The following is an 18,701-nucleotide window of genomic DNA, read 5'->3' on the forward strand; positions in this document are numbered from 1 at the left end:
AATTGAAAGAGAAGCGAGTCACTTCATGAGTAAAGCATTAAGGTCTATGTTTAGGAAGATATTTAGGAGGAAAAGATGAATGAATCCTTTTAACACACATTTGTAAGTCGCGATAACCCTATATAAAGAAAGCACTGTGATCTGACATGGAAGTTTACAATTTTGTAAGCTTCCTATTTTTATGTAGGCGTACTTGGCAAGCAAGCTTTGCTATACATATAGCAGTTACGATACGACAGTGGGGTACGTGGGCTATCTCATTCAATCGATTTATTCTGTTTAGCTCACTCATTTAAAAATGGTTTAGCCTATTTCAAGCGTGTTGATTTGCATAATTTGTCCATTTTAGCGTCGTGTATTTTGCTCTCCATGCACTTTCGCCTTGCAAAGTAGTTGAAAAGACCGCTCCGCCAAAACTCCCTATCGGTCAAACAGGTTGTCCGCTTCTTCCTTCAGGTTTTGGCTTCGCTAGGTACGGCTCAAAGGCATTTCCGCTCAAAATACACTTCCTAGATTTGGATAATTAACATTACTGAGCCTATTTATATAAATAGAAGTAAATAATAAAAGCTTCATCAAATATACAATCAAATAAAAAAATAAAAAAACATTTATATAAATGGGGAGAATGATTTTTATTAAGTATAATAGGTTTAGCAATATCAATATAAAGCAGCACTGACCGAACTTAAGAATAAAAATAAGTTGAAAATAAAAATTATTTTTTATGTAAAATGGAGCATTTGCAAGATTGGACAAGGTATTTATGCATTATGAGTTGTTTTTATTCAATTTTAAACTTTTACAATACAAACGAAATGGTTTACATTGAAATGGATCAAAGTATTATGAATTATATTAAAATACCATCAGCTGAATGAAAAAAGGAGAGGATAAAATGAATTATGTAAAACCTGAAGTTGTGATGAATCAAGAGCTGAGTATAAACGAGGCAATTGAATGGGCAATTGTAGCGATTGTAGCGATTGTAGCGGTTGGAGGAGTTGCGGCTTACTGTATTTCAAAAGGTGGGAGCTTTGAAGGTGGATTTGATTGGGATGATCAATCGATGTTGTTAGGTTGTGGATTCGGTTCATAATTTGATCGTACTATAATTTGTTCTAAAAAATATTTAGCTGGTGGTATTTTAATACGAAAAGTTCATGAGAAAAAGGTGAAAGTATTGCAAAGGGTTGTACTTGAAGTGTCCAAGCTATCTAAATCGTTTCAACAAACAAAAGTAGTTGATCAACTCTCTTTTTCAATACAAGAAGGTGAAATATTTGGTTTGTTAGGGCCGAATGGTTCAGGTAAAACCACTACGATTCGTATGATGACAGGTCATGTGTATCCGGATGAAGGAGACATAACCATTGCGGGTATAGATGTGATGCATGACTCACTCGCTATAAAAAAAGTAACCGGTATTGTTCCCGATTCGGACGAGTTGATTGAAGATTTAACGGCATGGGAATTTTTATCGTTTATTGCTGCTATTAGGTCGATCCCTAAAAATATCGCTACGGAGCGGTCTTCTGAGTGGCTAACACTATTCGATTTATATGCGCATCGTGATCGCCCACTCCATTCATTCTCACACGGAATGCGTAAGAAGGTGCAGTTCATTGCAGCGGTGTTACACACGCCCAAACTGATTATTCTAGATGAACCGACTACCGGTTTAGATCCGGATATGGTGATCATGATGAAACAGGTGTTATTAAAGCTAAAAGCAAAAGGAAGTGCGATATTTTTATCTACACATCACCTCGATTTTGCACAAGAAATTTGTGATCATGTTTGTCTCATTAAGAAAGGAGTGACAGTAGCTAAAGGAAGTCTTGCTTTTGTTTTGAAAAAAAGCAAGTCAATTCGACTGGAGGATGCTTATATCTATTTCACTGAACGAGAAGATAGGGAGGATCAGATTGATGCACTCTTGGGTCATTGGTAGGATGATTCTTCGAACATGGATGAACAGATGGTGGGCGGTGACCAAGCAGTCACCTGTATTTGGTATTTTACCCGTACTCATTTTTTTAAGTCTCATGGGAATTTTTCTTTATATGTATGATTTATCCCAAGATGGGCTGATGGAGATGCTAGGTGTAATGGAATTGGAAGCAATTTTTCCATTACTTCAAAATTTTGCGCTTTTTTCTTTTATTGTTGTTATGGTTGGTCTTATCCTGCTATGGCAATGGGTAACCAATAGTGGCGTACTAAACCGATTTATGGAAACATTGCCCGTTTTCAAAAGGAGTTGGGCGGTCGGCCATCTCATCCCAGTGATGGTACTATTAATTAGTATATTTATTTGCTTGCTGTTTCCTACATTGCTTACGTTATTAAAGCCCTTCTCTTTCTCAGTGTCTAAATGGATATTTATAATGGGTTCATTTATAATGCTACTTCTTCTTGCCGTTTTGTTGGGTCTCATCTGGCAACAAATGATTCATCTCGTCACCAGATGGATACTAAAAAATAGATCGGCTAATACACATCGGATTTTTCATAGCTTTTTGTTTCTTTTTTCAATCATGATTGTTGTAGGAGGGATCACTCAGCTTTATCAGAAGCAGATACTTCCATATACGTACTTACCTAGCTATGTATTTAAGGAAATTGTATATTCACTTTATATAGATCGTGGAGATGCTTTTATACAAATGAGCGGGTTGTTGTTTAGCTTATTCGTGAGTGGACTTATGCTTTATTGGCTATTTCAGAGAGAGCGAGAATGGGAGCCTGATGATACCAATCGCTGGATTCCGTTAAAGGATCTTCCATTTGGACAACAACAATGGTTAAGTATCACTTCATTAGAATTAAAGCGAATTGCTCGTGATTATGAGACGCATTTATACACAATGATTTTTCTCTTATTCTTTATTACGATCGGTCAGTTAATTCCATTGGCGGAAGATATAATGGAACCCATATATCGAAGTTTATACGGTAAAGCGATTTTTTACGGGCTTCCGTTTATTTTAAGTGTTTATCCATTAACTTCAAGAAATAAAAATAAGGAAATGAGATCCGTTTATTATACCTTACCGCTACACTTATCAAAATTCACATGGGGGAAGATATTCGTGTATGGCATGATTTTCCCAATCATCTCTACTTTACTCATGCTGTGTATGCTCCTCTTTTTCCAACAAAGCTTCCCAAGTCTTTCCATGTTAATTGAAAGTTATGTCTATTCAACCGTGATGTACACAGTTGCTTACTCAGTAGGTGTACTTTTCCCTGGAAATCAAACATTTGTATCCACTTTGGTGATGAATCTGCTATATGTAACGATTAGTTTACCGGTCGTCTTTCTCATGCAATACCTTGTTCAGACACTTTCAATGCCTTGGCTAATTTTAGAAGTCGTATTTATGTTAATTTTACTTGTGTTACTAACTACTCAATTGGAAAAAAGGCGGGTGATGATCAATTGATTCGCTATGATTCTATTCCATATTGGCCAGAAGATGTTTACTTAGATTCAAATGGGCTTAAAGATGAAACGCTCGATACCCTTTCTCCTATGAATGAAATTAGCTACATCATGCTAAAAGAGATTGATCATCAAAAAAATATAGGCCAAATTGCTGAGATCGTTTGTAACCGATATGATTGGCCTCTTGAACAAGTAAAACCGGATGTGTTGGAGCTGATCCATCAATTAAATCAAGGGTATTTGATCAATATTCAGTCACCTCGTTCCATGAAACAAAAGGTGCGTGATCGTTTCATATCCCTACTCTATTTCCTGCGGACTTTTCAGGGGACTAGATGGAATATACGTAAGCGTATTGGGCTTGATAAAAATCGGAGTTTCTGGAAATTGTTCTGGCAAATTGCCATTTCCGTTTCTCGTGTTATGGTGATGCATGTTTTTCTTCTTTCGATTGTGCTCTACTTCATTTTTACGTTCTTGCAGTTCCCTGCGATGGTGGGAGCGATTATTTTTTTTATAGGTCTTATCTCGGGCTTTATTTTACATGAATATGGTCATGTAGCTACTTTTTATCTACTGGCCTCGCGAAATCAGCATGCTTTTTTTGCATTAAAGCGAGGTACATTTCAAGTGATCAAAAAAGAATTGGATGCAAAAAAAGAGTGCTGGGTAACTTTAATGGGCCCCTTACTACCTACTATTGTAGGCGGGATCATGTTTTGTATTTTGTTTGCCGTAGGTGATATACCGAACTGGATATCTTGGATGGCGTCTGGATTATTTACTTTTCATCTTGTTTGGCTACTTCCAATTTTTGTAGATGGAAAAAAACTATGGAGCTTGTTGCGGATGAAGCCAGAGAAAAAACTGGAAAAAGGAAAGGGGGAAAAGACGGCATGAAAAAGAAGGTTCCCATTGTAGCTTTTTTGTCAGGTACAATGCTTTTGTTCTTCTTAATGCTTATTCTCTTTTTTATCTACGGCTCCATTGGAAGCATGCAAGGGTGGCCCCCACTAAATTTATCCTTGTTTAATGAAATGACGATTTTTAAATCGATCGTTTCGGAGAATGGCTCTTTTCAATTGGCGTTTGGTCCTGGAATTTTACTTATATCTTTAGCCGGTGGTATGCTAAATGCACTACTTGCTTTGTGGTTAAACCCTAAATAGATCAGCGTGAAGGAGGTACCTAGTGGAAAAGCCATCGGTGAACGTTATTGAGAATCGTGGTTGGCTTATATTTTCATAAGATCCATAAAATTACTTCAATAAATGACTTGACTTTCCTATTTTTTAGTCGTATAATACAAAGCAAATATGGAAGATAGAAGCGATGCGGAAGACAAACCTTGTGATCTCCCTGTGGAGCAGAGAAGTACGTCTAGGCTGAAAACGTACACACATAGAGGATAAGGTACCACTCTCTAAGCTATCATCTGGGATTGCGATGTAGCATGAAAAGATGATCGTCGGTGTGCGTTATACACAACGAAGGATATTTGCTACGCGTATGCGTGCGATATTAAACGTAGGGTGGAACCACGGGTCAAGCGCACTCGTCCCTCATTTGAGGGATGGTGTGCTTTTTGTCGTTCCCATGAATAATGTGAGGTGGATAACCATGGCAGATCAGATTAAAATTCGTCTAAAAGATGGAAACGAACTTTCATTTGATAAGGGGATAACCGCATTTGATGTGGCGCAATCTTTATCAAAAAGTTTGGCCAAAAGTGCAGTCGCTGCAAAATGGGATGGTGAACTAGTCGATCTATCTCGTCCAATAGAAAAAGATGTAGCACTTGAGATCGTAGCGGCAAAAGATGCAGATGGCTTGTATCCGATGCGGCATACTGCCGCACATGTGATGGCTCAAGCGGTTGCGCGTCTTTATCCGGAAACCAAATTTGCAATAGGCCCTGTAATTGAAAATGGATTTTATTACGATTTTGCAGATCGTGCATTTACACCAGAAGACTTACCTAAGATTGAAAAAGAAATGAAAAAGATCATCAAAGAAAACCTCAAGTTAGAAAGATTCGTGATGCCGAGAGAGGAAGCACTTGCCTTCTTTAAAGAGCGCAACGACCGTTTTAAAGTGGAATTGATTGAAGATTTACCTGCTGATGAAGAAATTACCGTATATCGCCAAGGTGAATTTGTAGATCTTTGTCGTGGTCCACATCTGCCTTCAACTGGGAAGGTGAAAGTGTATAAATTGATGTCAATTGCGGGTGCATACTGGCGTGGCGATTCAAATCGTGAGATGCTCACCCGGATTTATGGTGTTGCATTTAATCAAAAAGAAGAGCTTGATGCGCATTTGAAAATGCTGGAAGAAGCAAAGCAACGCGATCATCGCAAATTAGGGAAAGAGCTTGACATTTTCATGCTATCACAAGAAGTAGGACAAGGGTTGCCGCTTTGGTTACCTAAAGGAGCCAAAATTCGTCGTATCATTGAACGCTACATTGTGGATTTGGAAGAGAAAATGGGTTATGAGCATGTATATACGCCGCATTTAGCTAATGTCGACTTATATAAAACTTCTGGTCACTGGGAGCATTACTCAGAGGATATGTACCCCTCGATGAAGATTGACCAAGAAGAATTGGTACTTCGTCCGATGAACTGTCCCCATCATATGATGGTTTTTAAATCGGATATTAAAAGTTATCGTGACTTACCGGTTCGGATTGCAGAATTAGGAATGATGCATCGCTATGAGATGTCAGGTGCACTGGCTGGCTTACAACGTGTACGAGTGATGACGCTAAATGATGCACATATCTTCTGTCGCCCAGATCAAATTAAAGAAGAGTTTTCACGGGCGGTACGCCTTATTGAACAAGTATATCAAGATTTTGGGATTACCGATTACTATCATCGTTTATCTTATCGGGATCCAGAGAATACCGAAAAATATATTCAAGATGATGCCATGTGGGAGCATTCACAACGCATGTTAAAAGAGACCATGGATGATATGGGGCTAGATTATGTAGAAGCACCAGGTGAAGCAGCCTTTTATGGTCCTAAATTAGATGTCCAAGTGAAAACTGCACTAGGTAAAGATGAAACCTTATCAACCGTGCAACTCGATTTCCAATTGCCAAGCCGCTTTGAACTCGATTACACTGGGGAAGATGGGAACAAGCACCGTCCAGTCGTGATCCACCGTGGTATTGTAGGAACTATGGAACGCTTCGTAGCCTTTTTAATTGAGCAATATAAAGGCGCTTTCCCTGCTTGGTTAGCTCCTATCCAAGCGCGCATCTTAACCGTAAGTAACACTTTTGACGACTATGGTCGGGAAGTGATGGATCAGCTCGTAGCCGCTGGCATTCGTGTAGAATTAGATAACAGCGATGAAACCCTCGGTTATAAGATTCGGAAGTCGCAAACGGAAAAGATTCCCTATACCATCGTGGTAGGAGAGAAAGAACAAGCAAATCAAAGCCTAAGCATCAGACGTTATGGTGAAGGCGACTTAGGAGCATTCTCAATCGAAGCATTTTGTTCTCGTCTCTTGGAAGAAATTGAAAACAAAGCATTATTGGTTAAATCAACCTAAAAACAGACTGCCGCTGGCTGCGGCAGTCTGTTTTTGCGATGCAAATTAAGCGATTCGTTCGGTTATCCTATTAGAATAGAGATCTGCTTTATTTATATGTTTAGGTTGGTATCAAACGAATGAAATACCTATTTTTGCATACTCACCAAGTCTGGATCATTGCTATCGAATATCTAAATGATGGACTGGTTCATTTCGATCCATATAAACAGAGAAATCTCGAACACTATTCCTCATTTGCTGAAAGGTACAAAAGCCTACTGCGTATAACGTTATGATAAAGCATTTTTTGGTGCTAGAACATGTAGTGGACATAGTTGCATGTTTAATCAGATTATATAGAAGTATTGCGGGGATACTGAAGTATATTGAGATAATAGTGGAAACGAAGGTGAAAAAATGTGTGGACGGTTTACTTTGTATACTCCAAAACCTACGTTACAGGATAGATTTCAATTTGAGCTGATGGATGATGTAAGCACACGGTATAATATTGCTCCTAGTCAATTGATTTTGTCTGTTGTAAATGATCATGGCAAGAGAAAAGGTGTTTTCTTGCGTTGGGGATTAATTCCATCTTGGGCGAAAGATCAGAAAATCGGCTACAAAATGATTAATGCACGTGCTGAAACGGTTGATGAAAAGCCGAGTTATCGAAGATTACTCGCAAGGAAGCGCTGTTTGATCTTAGCAAACGGCTTTTATGAGTGGAAGAAGACAGATAACGGAAAACAGCCGTATCTCATTGGACTAAAATCAGGAAAGCCATTTGCTTTCTGTGGTTTGTGGGATCAGTGGCAAGCGAAAGAGTATGGAGATATCATTTATTCCTGCACAATCATTACAACCAAGCCTAATGGTCTTATGAAGCCAATCCATGGACGCATGCCCAGTATACTTCAAAGAGACGATGAAGAGACTTGGTTGGATCCGAATATATCAGATTCTGCATACCTGAAATCACTTTTACATCCTTATTCAGATGATGACATGACTGCTGTACCGGTCTCAACCCTTGTAAATTCACCCCGAAATGATACAGCGGAATGTCTTAATCCAATCTCAATGTAAAAAGAGGGATGTAAAAGGATCACGAAGTGGAGAGACGGGCTATTCAGTTAGGCCTACAATAGTATGCGAATAAATGGATCATACATTTTGAAGATTTAAAAGATCCTATGCGTTAAATGGGGAATTTTCAAACTTGATCGTTCCTCAAGAGCAACCTTTTATCATTGCTGACAGAGAGCTGCGGGTACAACTAGGTATGAAAGAGGAGGGCCTGAAGTGAGTATTTATTTCTATAAAATTCACGACGACTTTGGATGCTTCTCTCATTTTTCACCCCATGGATTTGAGCTTGATGGTCAGTATTGGAAAACAAGGGAACATTACTTTCAATGTCAAAAGTATGCGGGAGAGTCCGATGATCGCTGCACGTCTTGGACCAATACGAAGCGATTGCCGTATAGGCTAAATTTAAAGCACATCAAGAAGTTAGAGAAATACTACTCTCTACTGGTGAAAAAGTAATTATTGAAGATACAACAAATGATTACTACTGGGGAAATGGCAAAAATATGCTCGGTATAATCTTAATGGAAACAAGAATGAGATTACCAATGGACGAGGGAGAATAAAAAGAGTGGCTCCCTCGTCTGCCGTTCACGTTCATCTGGAGAGGTGAGCTAGAGATTATCATACTTACAAAGATATACATTCATTTTAAAAATAATTTACTGGTTATTCTTAATATAGTCATTTAAAAGATCATTTTACATCTCCTTTATGTTATTAATATTTTTATTGTTTTAAAAAATAATATTCAACAAATAACCTTTATGCTATTATGATCATATTGCTGTTGATAATAGCACAAAGGAGATGACAAAATGCAAAGCAGAAAAAAATTGTACAAAATATCCATCCTATTTCTAAGTTTCTTTATCACACTCTCTTTTAATACGTTTAATCTAGTAGAGGCTAATGCACAGGCTAAACTAACATCACTGACATTCTATCAAAATGGTGATTCTATTCATGAGGGACAAGCCCCAACTGTAGCCATTACGGAAAGCAATCAGGTGATTGTACTTTCACAGGAAAATAATCAAATCTACTATGCTTTTGGTGTAATCGATGAAAGTAGGAATTCAATTTCATGGAAAAGTAAACACGCTCGTTTAGGTGAGGGAGAAAATCCGAGTATTACACTAACCAATGATGGATATGTGGTAGCGACATATAGTAAATCAGGCGAATTGTATGCACGTACTGCTTCCATACATGCCACTTATTTAAATTGGAGTAGATCTGAACGTAATTATGGATCTGGTGAGAACCCGTCCGTTGCATTTACAGGTGCCAATAATTATGAATTGATGTTTTTGTATGAAAAGGATAACGGTTACTTAGGACAAGCATTTGCTCAATATAGAGGAAACGGATCTATTTATTACGTATCCAATCCAATATGGCCTCAATTAAAAGGATCTAGTCCTGATTTGACGATGACATCGGACGGTTTAGTTTTATTTAGTGGCTCTCGTAATTTTCGTGGGCCGACAAGGCAGTATGCCTTTGGTCAAGTCGATGGAGATTCCATCTCGGTGACGCAAATCAGCGATGAAGATAGTCATTTTTTTAAGCCTCAGTCCAGTATTGTCATAAAGGATAACGGCTTATTCATTGAGTTTTTCCAAAATCGAAATAATATGGACTACCTTGAATATAAAATTGGACAACTTAGCGGTTCCTCCATTCAGTGGCTCAATACGGGAGGAAATAACCTGATGAAAAAAGGCGTACAACCCGATGTTGCGATAAATAATCAGTATGTCATCCAAGTTCATAAGTACTTCTCTTCTGATAATATTAGATATAACCTGTATCAGCTCAATCAGTAGGCGCTAATGTAAAACACGTAATACACTCAAAAAGCACTATTCTTCTAATTATGCGATTAGCTGGGATAGTGTTTTTTTATGTTTTCATGAATGCAGATTATATTACAAGCCTTTTCTTATTGAATTGGAAGACAAGGGGGTGTTTAATATGTTAGCATCATAGTTAAAAACGTTGACTACTCATCCTCCAAAGAAAAACCAATTGGAATGGACTAGGGACTGAAAACGTTAGCAACACTAGGTAATGGAAAAACATATAAAAGCATCAATAAACTTGAACGATTGAAACGAATGGAGAAACGTTTTATAAGGTTGCAAAGAAACGTATCCCGCAAACACCAGATGAATAAGGAGGGAAACCGTTATCGAAAAACAAGCAACCTTATAAAACTAGAAAAGAGATTATATAAATTGAGAGCAAGAATAGATCGAAACCGGACACGCTGAATCAGGATGAAAACATAAATTCCCCCCTAAGTTTTATAAGTATTTCGTAACGGTGCTAAGATGTGGTATGTTCAGCAGGCACTTCATCAGTTAGAAGTAGCTGTACGATCGGTAGAACAAGTAATGGATCAGATTTTACAATCTGATCTGGATAGACATCACTCATTGCGAAAGCTACTGGTTCATTTAGTGCAAATTCCAAGTGCGGATTGCCTCATTTTAAATGAGGCGACTGAGAAAGCAATGAAGCATTATTACCAAAAAAATCAACCGACCACAAAAGTAGAGATGCAGCGCATGTTAAGGCAAGGCTTTGAACATTTACAACAACACTTTCAAAGTTATTCTGAACACGAACTACAAACCAAAACTATGTCACACTGGGGTGTTTGTTATAGTCGGTTTGAGTGGTTATTGCAAATCGTAGCACACTTTTACCATCATCGGGGTCAGATGATCTCCCTGCTCAAAGAGCTTCCTATGCATGTAGATGGGAGGTGGTTTGAATGACCTCACGCATACATCCGTTTAATACGTCTCAGTTTATGGATAGAAGGGGGCTGTTGATAAGCTTCCCAAGCGATGATAGGAGATTCCACCTTAATGCTTTGGCATAGTGCATCAATATTTGTTTGAATTTTTTGTTGCAACTTAACTGGGTCCGGATTGGATGACTGAATGTGTATTTCTAAATGACCGAGCCGATGTTGGATAACTTGATAGGCTGTAATTTGTTCATCGGCAGTGATGAGAGCACGACGGATGAAGTCGGGGAAGACTGGGATGGGTGTATCCGTGTCCAACCCTTTAAAATAAAGTAGGTCATCTTGTCTGCCTTCAATTTGTTCAATAGCCAGGTGGAGAGAGCCACAAGGGCATGGGTCGGCACGTTCTGTTAAGATATCATTCAGATCGTATCGAATAATAGGCTGTGTATAACGTGAAAAATCAGTAATAATGGGTGTGAATTTACGCAGACGTTTATCTAAGAAATTTTTTTGTACGACAAGTAAATCTTCATTGATATGTAGTGTGCCATGTGCACATGTCGTAGCGATAAAACCTTCTGTACATTGATATACTTGATGGACGATCGTGCCAAACGCTCGCCGAATCACCCTTTCATCTAAGGGATCGAGTACTTCGGCTACCGAAATCACCTTTTCAGGTTGTAACTGAATCGAACCTGCTAACTGGGCTTCGGCGATAAATCGAAGCATGGAAGGGGGTGCAATCAGAGAAGTAGGCTGAAAGTGATTTAATTCTTTTAGATTTTGGATAAGTGGTGTAAGGAGGTCAAAGAAACGAAACGTAATGCGACCATGTGCAACACTGTTATATAGATTGCTATTGGCACGCAGAAAAAAAGCGATGCGATGCTTCCCAAAGATGGAACGGGGAAGCACTTTAGCTAGAATACTACCGGCCCACATCATCCGCTCTTTTTCGCTCACTAAAAAAAGGCCCCGATTTCCACTGGTTCCCGATGATAATCCAATCGTTGTGCGCTTAATCATGGGCGTAAAATTTCGGGTTTGTTCAGCTTGCAAAGCCAGCTTGAAAGCCTCCTTCTTTTTTATCCCGATTGTGTTGAGCGTATCAAAGTGATCCATCATGATGGACTTATTAATAGTAGGAAACGACTGCCACTCTTCGATAGATAGGTGTTCATAATATTTACGATAAAAAGGAGATTGTGGCAAAACTTTCTGGAGAAAGGATTGGACTTGGTGGTCTTGCCATGTAACTAAATCAGTACGTGATGCCCATGATGTGGGTTTGCTCAGCTTGATATATTGAAAAATGAATGGCATAATCGTTCGAAACAATTGCGTCACCTCACAGTTTGTGTGTTCTTCCAATAGGTTTGACAATGGGAAGGAACAATTGTAATTTTAGGTTGTATTTGGGAGAGTTGGTGTACTTTAAATAAGCTATTCCGATAAGGTGTTTTTTTGTTTAAGACATGTGTGATCGGATGTGGATAAATCAGATTCTGATAAGCTTCACTTACCCAACAACTATCTGCGGCTAGGAAAATACGTTTTGTGGATGATGTTCGTATGAAGAAGCCGATTTGCCCGTCTGAATGACCTGGAATCTCTACGGCAACGATACTACCATCATGAAAGACATCATATCCTTTTTCAAAAGGAGCAATGGACTCATCTTGTATCATATTGGCGTTTTCTTCAATGAAGTGGCTTCGCTTTGCGAAATCAGTTGGGAGTAAACCAGGAATAAATCCTTTTCTTATTGCTGCAATGCCCTTTTTATCTGCAATCGATTGATATTCCCTGCGAGATAGATAAAAAGCAGCCTTGGGAAAATCTTTCAGGCCGGCAACATGATCGGGGTGTAGATGAGTAAGTAAGATGAATTGGACGGCTTCGGGTTGATAACCAGATGCGATCACTTGTGCGTATGCGCTTTGTCTCTTGTCAAATTGAACGGGTGTTAGATAGCGCATGATACGGTACGGCATTTTCTGGGTTTCATCAAAAAAATGCTTGGCATAGCCGGTATCAATTAAGATGGGTCCATGTTTAGGATGTTCAATGAGTGAAAAAAGTGCTGGAAAGGTTCGTTTTTGCCATGTACCTGTGGGAATAACCATTTTCTCAGGATGCGTACAAGCACCCCCGTGCATCAATTTCCAGTTTACATATGTCATTATTGAATGTTCCACCACCTGATAAAATCTGCTAAACCCTCTTGAATAGAAATGCGAGGTTGATAGCCTAGTTCGTTTTGGGCTTTAGAGATATCAAGGGTTTGACTTTTCCCTAAAACCCCTACGGTATAGCGTGTTAATAGAGGTTCTTTGTTTTTCTGCAAGCTTTTAGCTAAAACTTCCATACAAGCAGCAATCGTATATGCAGGCAGAAATGAAAAAGAGCGTCCTTGAAAGGGTTGATCTAATAGAGTAAACACGCGTTCCAAGATGTTGATCAGCTTCATCGGTTCACCATTGGTGATGTTATACTTTTCTCCGAGTAAGTGAGGAGGTGCATACATGCATAAAATCAAAGCATCTACCACATTTTCAACATGTGTAATATCGATTACTGCTTGTCCACGATTAATGAGTGGGACCATCCCTTTTTCATTTGCAGTTAACAAACGGGGAAATATTGCTTGATCTCCAGGGCCAAATAAGGCACGTGGGCGAATTGTGATGACTGGAAATCCATCAGTATGTGCTTGATCTATTGCTTGTTCAGCTTGCCATTTGGTCTCAGCATAATGATTTACTTTTTTGGCTGGAAGGGGATCTATCTCCTTAATCTTAAATTGATCTTGATAGCGAAAGTAGATACTAGGTGTAGAAACATGAATAAGCCGTTTTACACCATGTTGTTGACAGCCTTTGATTACATTGTGTGTCCCGATGACATTGCTCTCATAAAATTGTCGGTAGGTCCCCCATGGAGAAGAGAGCGCACCACAATGGACAACCATATCCTGATTTTGGCAGAGGGCGATGATTTTATCGGTATCATGAAGTGATGCGGGTTCAAAGTGAATGCCCTTGGCAATCAAGGCTTTCCCAATTTCTTTATTACGAGCAGTGCCTGTGACCTGTAAGCCCTCACGATGGAGACGAAGGGCTAATTTTTGACCGAGGAATCCGGTAGCACCTGTTATAAGTACTTTCATGTTTTTTCCCCATTCCATTCAATATCCCAAGTAGATGCTTCAAGCATTGAAATCCGTTTGCGTTTACTTGTGGTATATAAATAGATTAACATCCATAGTTGCTGAAAAAAAGGAAGGGGATCCCTCCAGCGAAAAATAATGTCTGGCGTTGTCATCATGGTTTTTAGCCATTCCCTCAATCGGTTTGCGCTGAGACTTGACTGAAAGCCGTATGTTAGCATAGCGAGCGTCAGCATACTAGACTGACTGGAAGGGGGTACAATCGGATTCGTGATTTTTTCAGGGATGAGGAATGCTTGCGCTAATGTTAAATTTGTGAATAAATGTACTCCACTTGTCATTCTGGGATTACACTCGATTGGAATTAATTCTCCCTGAGCGGTTTCAAGCCAATCAAACGCAAATTGTCCGCTTCTATGTGTGCGTGCGAGCCATGATGCAATATATTGTTGAAGTAACGGATGTTGAAGTGGACGAAAATGGATTGTAGCTCCTTTTCCTGCTGTGAATTGGGACGGATAAGCTACGTGTGCCACTAATCTCCCTGCATTTGCGATGCTATAACTACATATTTGCTTCCCAACAATCAGTTCTTGTGCGACCCATGGTTGATTTGTTGAAATCGGTAGCCTTGGCATTTTATCTTGGGGGCCAGTCAGCACATGTGTATGTGCTGAAAAACGCGAATAGACAGGCTTTAAGATTAATTGACTGTTCCAGTGCCACTGATCAATTACTTTTTTTAACTGTAGCTGATCTGAAATGAAAAAAGTTTCGGGCGTGCGTGTGCCAAGTCCTTGAGCTTGCTGAACAAACGCCCATTTATGATGTAGAGGTGCTAACCTTTCAATTGGTTCGGTCCAAACCCGACACAAAGAGGATAGGCGTGAATGATAACGGCTAATGGTAAATACCTCTTCACATGTTGGGAGCAAGAGATCGACCTGTTCATTTTGAATGATCGCTTCTAAGGAACAGATATAGGCTTCAGGTTGCCAGCGAGGTGCAGGTACACGAAAAAACTTTGTCACAGACCGGGATGTCTGGCAAAGGGAAAAGGGTATACTTTCAGCCATTAATACCCGATGACCGGCCCGATGGAACATTCGTGAGACCTCTAAGGTAACAGGTGCACGCCCACCTGTCAGTAAAATGGTTTTTTGCGTTTGTTTAGTAGTCAAGCACAAGTCCCCCAATGGATAAACCTGCAGAAGTGCCAAGTAGTAAGATCCGGTCTCCACGTTTGATTTTTTGCTTTTTAATCGCCTCATATAAACCGATCGCAATGGATGCCGCAATCACATTACCGTGGTTTTGAGCGATTATGAGCATTTGTTCTGGACGAATAGAAAGGCGTTTTTGAATCAACTTCATGGCCATCAAACTAGCTTGATGTGGGATGACTAGTTTCATTTCTTCCATCGTAAGTGGTGCACGATCTTTGCTTTGTGTAAATAGGCGTTTGATAACTCCTTTCATAAGCCTTGCACTCATTCGGAAGATAGCTTCACCTTGCATATCAAATAGAAAATCATCCATGTTTAATTCATCTGGATAGTTCCGAGGATGATTGCGGCTGCCGCCTCCCCGAATTTCAGAAAGTTGTGCACCTTGTGGGAAAGTCTCCATGCGTGAGGTGATGATTTGCGAAGATTCACCTGATTGAGTAGGGCCGATTACGACAGCTGCTGCACCGTCCCCAAATAAAGAACAGCTTTCCTTGTGATTCCAATTGAGCCCTACAGATGCGATCTCAGACGATATGATAAGTACATGTCGATAGCGCCCTGCATGTACTAAATAGGATAGATGATCCAGAGCGGTTACAAAACTTAAGCAAGTTGAATTGATATCAAATGCCGGTATTCCGCAGTGATTGGGGTCTAGTTTTTGGTAAATGAGTGAAGCTGTACTAGGGATCGCTTGTTCAACAGTACCACTAGCGGAAACAATACAGTCTATATCTGATAGGTGAAGGTTTGCATCAGCCAGTGCTTCTGTAGCTGCAATGGCACCCATCTCAGAGGCCGTCTCATCCTCGATGAAATGACGCGTTAAGACTCCTGACTTCTTTGCTACCCAACCTTTCTCAGTGCCAATACGCTTGTCCATATCTTCAGCACGTACGATTTGTTTCGGTAGATATTTGCCAATACCGTAAATACGTACATCACGAGTTGTCATAAAGCTATCCCCTCGTTATTAACTATTTTTAATTGAATAAAATCATTATATCAAAAGAGATATAAAGTAGGTTAAATGAAAATATTTCTACAATCATGAGGATAAGGTGGATGAATCCGGGACAGATTAGGTATTTCGATTAAATCGAATAGTGATAGACAAATGATCTATGCAAACTGTAATGGCACACATATAGTATATAAAGCAACCAAGGTGGGGGAATGAAATGAAAAAGCCAATACTGATTTATGCACACATTCCTAAAACAGGTGGAACAACGATGCGTGGGATCTTGGAAAAAAAATTTGATGAGCTTAACTACTTAAAATACCCAGCAAACAAATCATTAAACGAAATGAAAGCTATTATAACAGATAGAGAGCCAGAGATACAGTGTGTATACGGGCATTGTCGTTTTGGAATTCATCAATATTTTCATAAACCACATACGTATATGACGATGATACGGAAGCCGATCAGCCGATTGATATCTGCTTTTTACTTTATTAAGTCACAAAAAGAGAATGGGTTATACCCATTGGTGAAGAATATGACGATAAGAGAGTTTATCTATCATCAAGATCCTAGAATACAAGTACAAGTGAATAACTTCCAGACACGTTTTTTGTGCGGACATGCAAAACCTACGCTCAAACAAGCCATTAGTCATTTAAAACAACACTTTAGCTTTGTTGGTATTACGGAGTTGTATCCACTATCTGTTTTCTTATTTTGTAAAAAACAAAAGTGGAAATCAGTCGTGTATAAAAGGGAAAATACAACTAAAACGAAGCCAGATATAATCCCACTGGATAAGGATGATTACAAATATTTAATAACTAAAAACCAGAGTGATTACTATCTATATAATCTTTGTAGAAAAAAATTACTCGATCAACAAAAAAAACTAACATACATTGAAAAAAAACAATTAATTCAATACTTAAACGTATATCAGAATAGAAGTAAGAAAGTTACATCAAATAGATGATGTAACTTTCTTACTTTTTAAGAAACAGCCCTTGCAAGTGTAACAGTGTTATGTTACGTTTAAAGTAAGGAGGCGATGAGATGGAAGGCTTCATTTCCAAGAAAGATCTGTTAGAGAAGACAGGTATATCGTATGGACAACTTTATCGATGGAAGCGAAAAAACCTAATTCCGGAAGCGTGGTTCACACGGAAGACTACATATACGGGTCAAGAAACTTATTTTCCCGAAGAGAAAATAATAGAGCGTATTGAAAAAATAAAGCGTCTAAAGGATGATTTATCACTAGATGATTTAGCTCGTTTTTTCTCGCCGAGCTTAGATGAACGTAAATTTTCAAAAGCATTTATCATTGAATATAACATTGTTTCAAAAGAGACGATCGATCAATATATGAACGATGAAGAAATAACAAACGATTCGATTGATCAAATGCTTTCCCTTTATATGATTGAAAAAGCTTTGCAAAGTGGTGAAGTGAGCAAAGAAGAAGCTATCTTATTTTTTGAAATGATCCAAATGCATGCTCATCAGTTTCATCAAATGAATTGTGAATTGTATTTAATTCGAAAAAAAGGGGTATTTACTTGCTTTTTGGTTTCAAGTGATAGCGTACTCTTTTTTGATCGTGATACAAAAGTGCTTTTATGTCTCAATGCTTTAAAATGTATGGAGGAACTGAAGGTTAAAATTCATGAAGCGGAGGCAAAATCATGACGAAGGAAATGTTAAATGACTTGGCTATTTCAGGAAGGGGTAGTGCTACGGGTGGCAAATATAAATCCGTCAAAGTAAACGGTATGGCCAAAATTAGTGGTGATATCCTCTGCGAAAAATTTCGGTGTAATGGTACGAGTGTCGTAGAAGGAGATATGGAAGCGGAAGAGATTCGTGTCAGCGGAAAAAGCACATTTCAAGGAGATATCAAGTCAAACGATTTAAAAGTGGATGGTTCTATTAAATGTATGGGTGGGTTAAGTAGTAGTAGTCATGTCGTGGTAAATGGTTACATGAGCTTTAAGGGTAATATTACGGGAGATCAGATCGATGTAAAAGGTAATATTACAGGCGAAAAAGACGTAGAAGCTGAAAATTTGGTTGTGAATGGAACGTTAGATATTGGAGGACTTGTGAATGCGGGGAACATCGAAATCAGACTTTATGGTGAATGTAGAGCTACCGAAATAGGTGGAGAGAAAATTAAAATTACCCCTAAAGACATGCCATTCAACGTAAATAAGCTTTTTAAATCGCTCTTTCAATATGAAGAAAAGCTGATCGCTCAACTGATAGAAGGAGATGAAATTACAATTAGTCATACACATGCGAAACTTGTACGAGGAAATCAAGTGAAAATTGGGGCGGGTTGTGTGATCGATCGTGTTGAATATAAAGAGAAAATAGAAATTGACGCAAAAGCTGAAGTAAAGGAAGAGATAAAAATCTAGGCAATTAGACAAAGAACCAAAAGCTGGGGGAATGCATAAGGTTTA

At 38.9% G+C, this 18,701-nt stretch carries 19 protein-coding genes; 14 read left to right on the forward strand and 5 right to left on the reverse strand.

The window, feature by feature from the left end:
* Positions 1–898 precede the first annotated feature (898 nt).
* The 11 genes from IC619_RS07850 to IC619_RS07895 all read left to right on the forward strand — a co-directional run bounded on the left by IC619_RS07850 (position 899) and on the right by IC619_RS07895 (position 10,884).
* Entirely contained in the window at positions 899–1,099 is a 201-nt protein-coding gene (locus tag IC619_RS07850) for a hypothetical protein (RefSeq protein WP_191140133.1), read from the forward strand.
* A gap of 84 nt (positions 1,100–1,183) precedes the next feature.
* Entirely contained in the window at positions 1,184–1,954 is a 771-nt protein-coding gene (locus IC619_RS07855) for an ABC transporter ATP-binding protein (protein ID WP_213260843.1), read from the forward strand.
* Positions 1,929–3,449, forward strand: coding sequence for a hypothetical protein (locus IC619_RS07860; RefSeq protein WP_191140135.1), 1,521 nt, complete (start codon positions 1,929–1,931; stop codon positions 3,447–3,449). Before IC619_RS07855 ends, IC619_RS07860 begins: the two co-directional genes overlap by 26 nt.
* Entirely contained in the window at positions 3,446–4,351 is a 906-nt protein-coding gene (locus IC619_RS07865; RefSeq protein ID WP_191140136.1) for a PqqD family protein, read from the forward strand. Before IC619_RS07860 ends, IC619_RS07865 begins: the two co-directional genes overlap by 4 nt.
* Complete coding sequence (locus IC619_RS07870) at positions 4,348–4,620, forward strand: hypothetical protein (protein WP_191140137.1); 273 nt, start codon at positions 4,348–4,350, stop codon at positions 4,618–4,620. Before IC619_RS07865 ends, IC619_RS07870 begins: the two co-directional genes overlap by 4 nt.
* A 451-nt stretch (positions 4,621–5,071) precedes the next feature.
* On the forward strand, positions 5,072–7,021 hold the full coding sequence (gene thrS / locus IC619_RS07875) for a threonine--tRNA ligase (RefSeq protein WP_191140138.1): 1,950 nt from the start codon (positions 5,072–5,074) through the stop codon (positions 7,019–7,021).
* A 399-nt stretch (positions 7,022–7,420) separates the two neighbouring features.
* A complete protein-coding gene (locus IC619_RS07880) occupies positions 7,421–8,092 on the forward strand; it encodes an SOS response-associated peptidase (RefSeq protein WP_191140139.1) in 672 nt (223 codons plus the stop codon).
* Positions 8,093–8,308: 216 nt separating this feature from the next.
* Complete coding sequence (locus IC619_RS07885; RefSeq protein WP_249669746.1) at positions 8,309–8,554, forward strand: hypothetical protein; 246 nt, start codon at positions 8,309–8,311, stop codon at positions 8,552–8,554.
* A complete protein-coding gene (locus tag IC619_RS16780; protein ID WP_347239773.1) occupies positions 8,554–8,661 on the forward strand; it encodes a hypothetical protein in 108 nt (35 codons plus the stop codon). Before IC619_RS07885 ends, IC619_RS16780 begins: the two co-directional genes overlap by 1 nt.
* A gap of 252 nt (positions 8,662–8,913) precedes the next feature.
* Positions 8,914–9,927 carry a hypothetical protein gene (locus tag IC619_RS07890; protein ID WP_191140140.1) on the forward strand — a complete coding sequence of 338 codons (1,014 nt, stop codon included), beginning with the start codon at positions 8,914–8,916 and terminating at the stop codon, positions 9,925–9,927.
* A 507-nt stretch (positions 9,928–10,434) separates the two neighbouring features.
* Positions 10,435–10,884, forward strand: coding sequence for a DinB family protein (locus IC619_RS07895; RefSeq protein WP_191140141.1), 450 nt, complete (start codon positions 10,435–10,437; stop codon positions 10,882–10,884).
* 2 nt (positions 10,885–10,886) lie between these two features.
* Here the strand turns inward: IC619_RS07895 and IC619_RS07900 are convergent, their stop codons facing one another.
* Genes IC619_RS07900 through IC619_RS07920 form a run of 5 tightly spaced genes read right to left on the reverse strand, consistent with a single transcriptional unit; the run spans position 10,887 to position 16,218 of the window.
* On the reverse strand, positions 10,887–12,203 hold the full coding sequence (locus IC619_RS07900) for a F390 synthetase-related protein (RefSeq protein ID WP_249669748.1): 1,317 nt from the start codon (positions 12,201–12,203) through the stop codon (positions 10,887–10,889).
* Positions 12,204–12,208: 5 nt separating this feature from the next.
* Positions 12,209–13,048 (reverse strand): MBL fold metallo-hydrolase, encoded by an 840-nt coding sequence (locus IC619_RS07905; protein WP_191140142.1) that lies wholly within the window; start codon positions 13,046–13,048, stop codon positions 12,209–12,211.
* Entirely contained in the window at positions 13,048–14,034 is a 987-nt protein-coding gene (locus tag IC619_RS07910) for an NAD-dependent epimerase/dehydratase family protein (protein WP_191140143.1), read from the reverse strand. The genes IC619_RS07905 and IC619_RS07910 overlap by 1 nt, the downstream gene beginning before the upstream one ends.
* On the reverse strand, positions 14,031–15,215 hold the full coding sequence (locus IC619_RS07915; RefSeq protein ID WP_191140144.1) for an ATP-grasp domain-containing protein: 1,185 nt from the start codon (positions 15,213–15,215) through the stop codon (positions 14,031–14,033). Before IC619_RS07915 ends, IC619_RS07910 begins: the two co-directional genes overlap by 4 nt.
* A complete protein-coding gene (locus tag IC619_RS07920) occupies positions 15,205–16,218 on the reverse strand; it encodes a beta-ketoacyl-ACP synthase III (protein WP_191140145.1) in 1,014 nt (337 codons plus the stop codon). Before IC619_RS07920 ends, IC619_RS07915 begins: the two co-directional genes overlap by 11 nt.
* A gap of 226 nt (positions 16,219–16,444) precedes the next feature.
* Here IC619_RS07920 and IC619_RS07925 point away from each other — a divergent pair, with 226 nt between their 5' ends.
* From IC619_RS07925 to IC619_RS07935, 3 genes are all read left to right on the forward strand, one after another.
* Complete coding sequence (locus IC619_RS07925; protein WP_191140146.1) at positions 16,445–17,209, forward strand: sulfotransferase family 2 domain-containing protein; 765 nt, start codon at positions 16,445–16,447, stop codon at positions 17,207–17,209.
* Between the two features lie 80 nt (positions 17,210–17,289).
* Positions 17,290–17,925, forward strand: a complete 636-nt coding sequence (locus IC619_RS07930) for a DUF4004 family protein (protein ID WP_191140147.1) — start codon at positions 17,290–17,292, stop codon at positions 17,923–17,925.
* Positions 17,922–18,656, forward strand: coding sequence for a polymer-forming cytoskeletal protein (locus tag IC619_RS07935; RefSeq protein WP_191140148.1), 735 nt, complete (start codon positions 17,922–17,924; stop codon positions 18,654–18,656). The genes IC619_RS07930 and IC619_RS07935 overlap by 4 nt, the downstream gene beginning before the upstream one ends.
* Positions 18,657–18,701 lie beyond the last annotated feature (45 nt).

It is taken from the genome of Polycladospora coralii (assembly GCF_014773435.2).
Classification (GTDB): Bacteria; Bacillota; Bacilli; order Thermoactinomycetales; family Thermoactinomycetaceae; genus Polycladospora; species Polycladospora coralii.

Excerpts from the sequence above, each read along its gene's own strand:
- IC619_RS07880 (WP_191140139.1), top strand. The coding sequence starts at position 7,421 with ATGTGTGGACGGTTTACTTTGTATACTCCAAAACCTACGTTACAGGAT.
- IC619_RS07935 (WP_191140148.1), top strand. The coding sequence starts at position 17,922 with ATGACGAAGGAAATGTTAAATGACTTGGCTATTTCAGGAAGGGGTAGT.
- IC619_RS07925 (WP_191140146.1), top strand. The coding sequence starts at position 16,445 with ATGAAAAAGCCAATACTGATTTATGCACACATTCCTAAAACAGGTGGA.
- IC619_RS07890 (WP_191140140.1), top strand. The coding sequence starts at position 8,914 with ATGCAAAGCAGAAAAAAATTGTACAAAATATCCATCCTATTTCTAAGT.
- IC619_RS07930 (WP_191140147.1), top strand. The coding sequence starts at position 17,290 with ATGGAAGGCTTCATTTCCAAGAAAGATCTGTTAGAGAAGACAGGTATA.
- IC619_RS07920 (WP_191140145.1), bottom strand. The coding sequence starts at position 16,218 with ATGACAACTCGTGATGTACGTATTTACGGTATTGGCAAATATCTACCG.
- IC619_RS07870 (WP_191140137.1), top strand. The coding sequence starts at position 4,348 with ATGAAAAAGAAGGTTCCCATTGTAGCTTTTTTGTCAGGTACAATGCTT.
- IC619_RS07895 (WP_191140141.1), top strand. The coding sequence starts at position 10,435 with ATGTGGTATGTTCAGCAGGCACTTCATCAGTTAGAAGTAGCTGTACGA.
- thrS (WP_191140138.1), top strand. The coding sequence starts at position 5,072 with ATGGCAGATCAGATTAAAATTCGTCTAAAAGATGGAAACGAACTTTCA.
- IC619_RS07850 (WP_191140133.1), top strand. The coding sequence starts at position 899 with ATGAATTATGTAAAACCTGAAGTTGTGATGAATCAAGAGCTGAGTATA.
- IC619_RS07905 (WP_191140142.1), bottom strand. The coding sequence starts at position 13,048 with ATGACATATGTAAACTGGAAATTGATGCACGGGGGTGCTTGTACGCAT.
- IC619_RS07910 (WP_191140143.1), bottom strand. The coding sequence starts at position 14,034 with ATGAAAGTACTTATAACAGGTGCTACCGGATTCCTCGGTCAAAAATTA.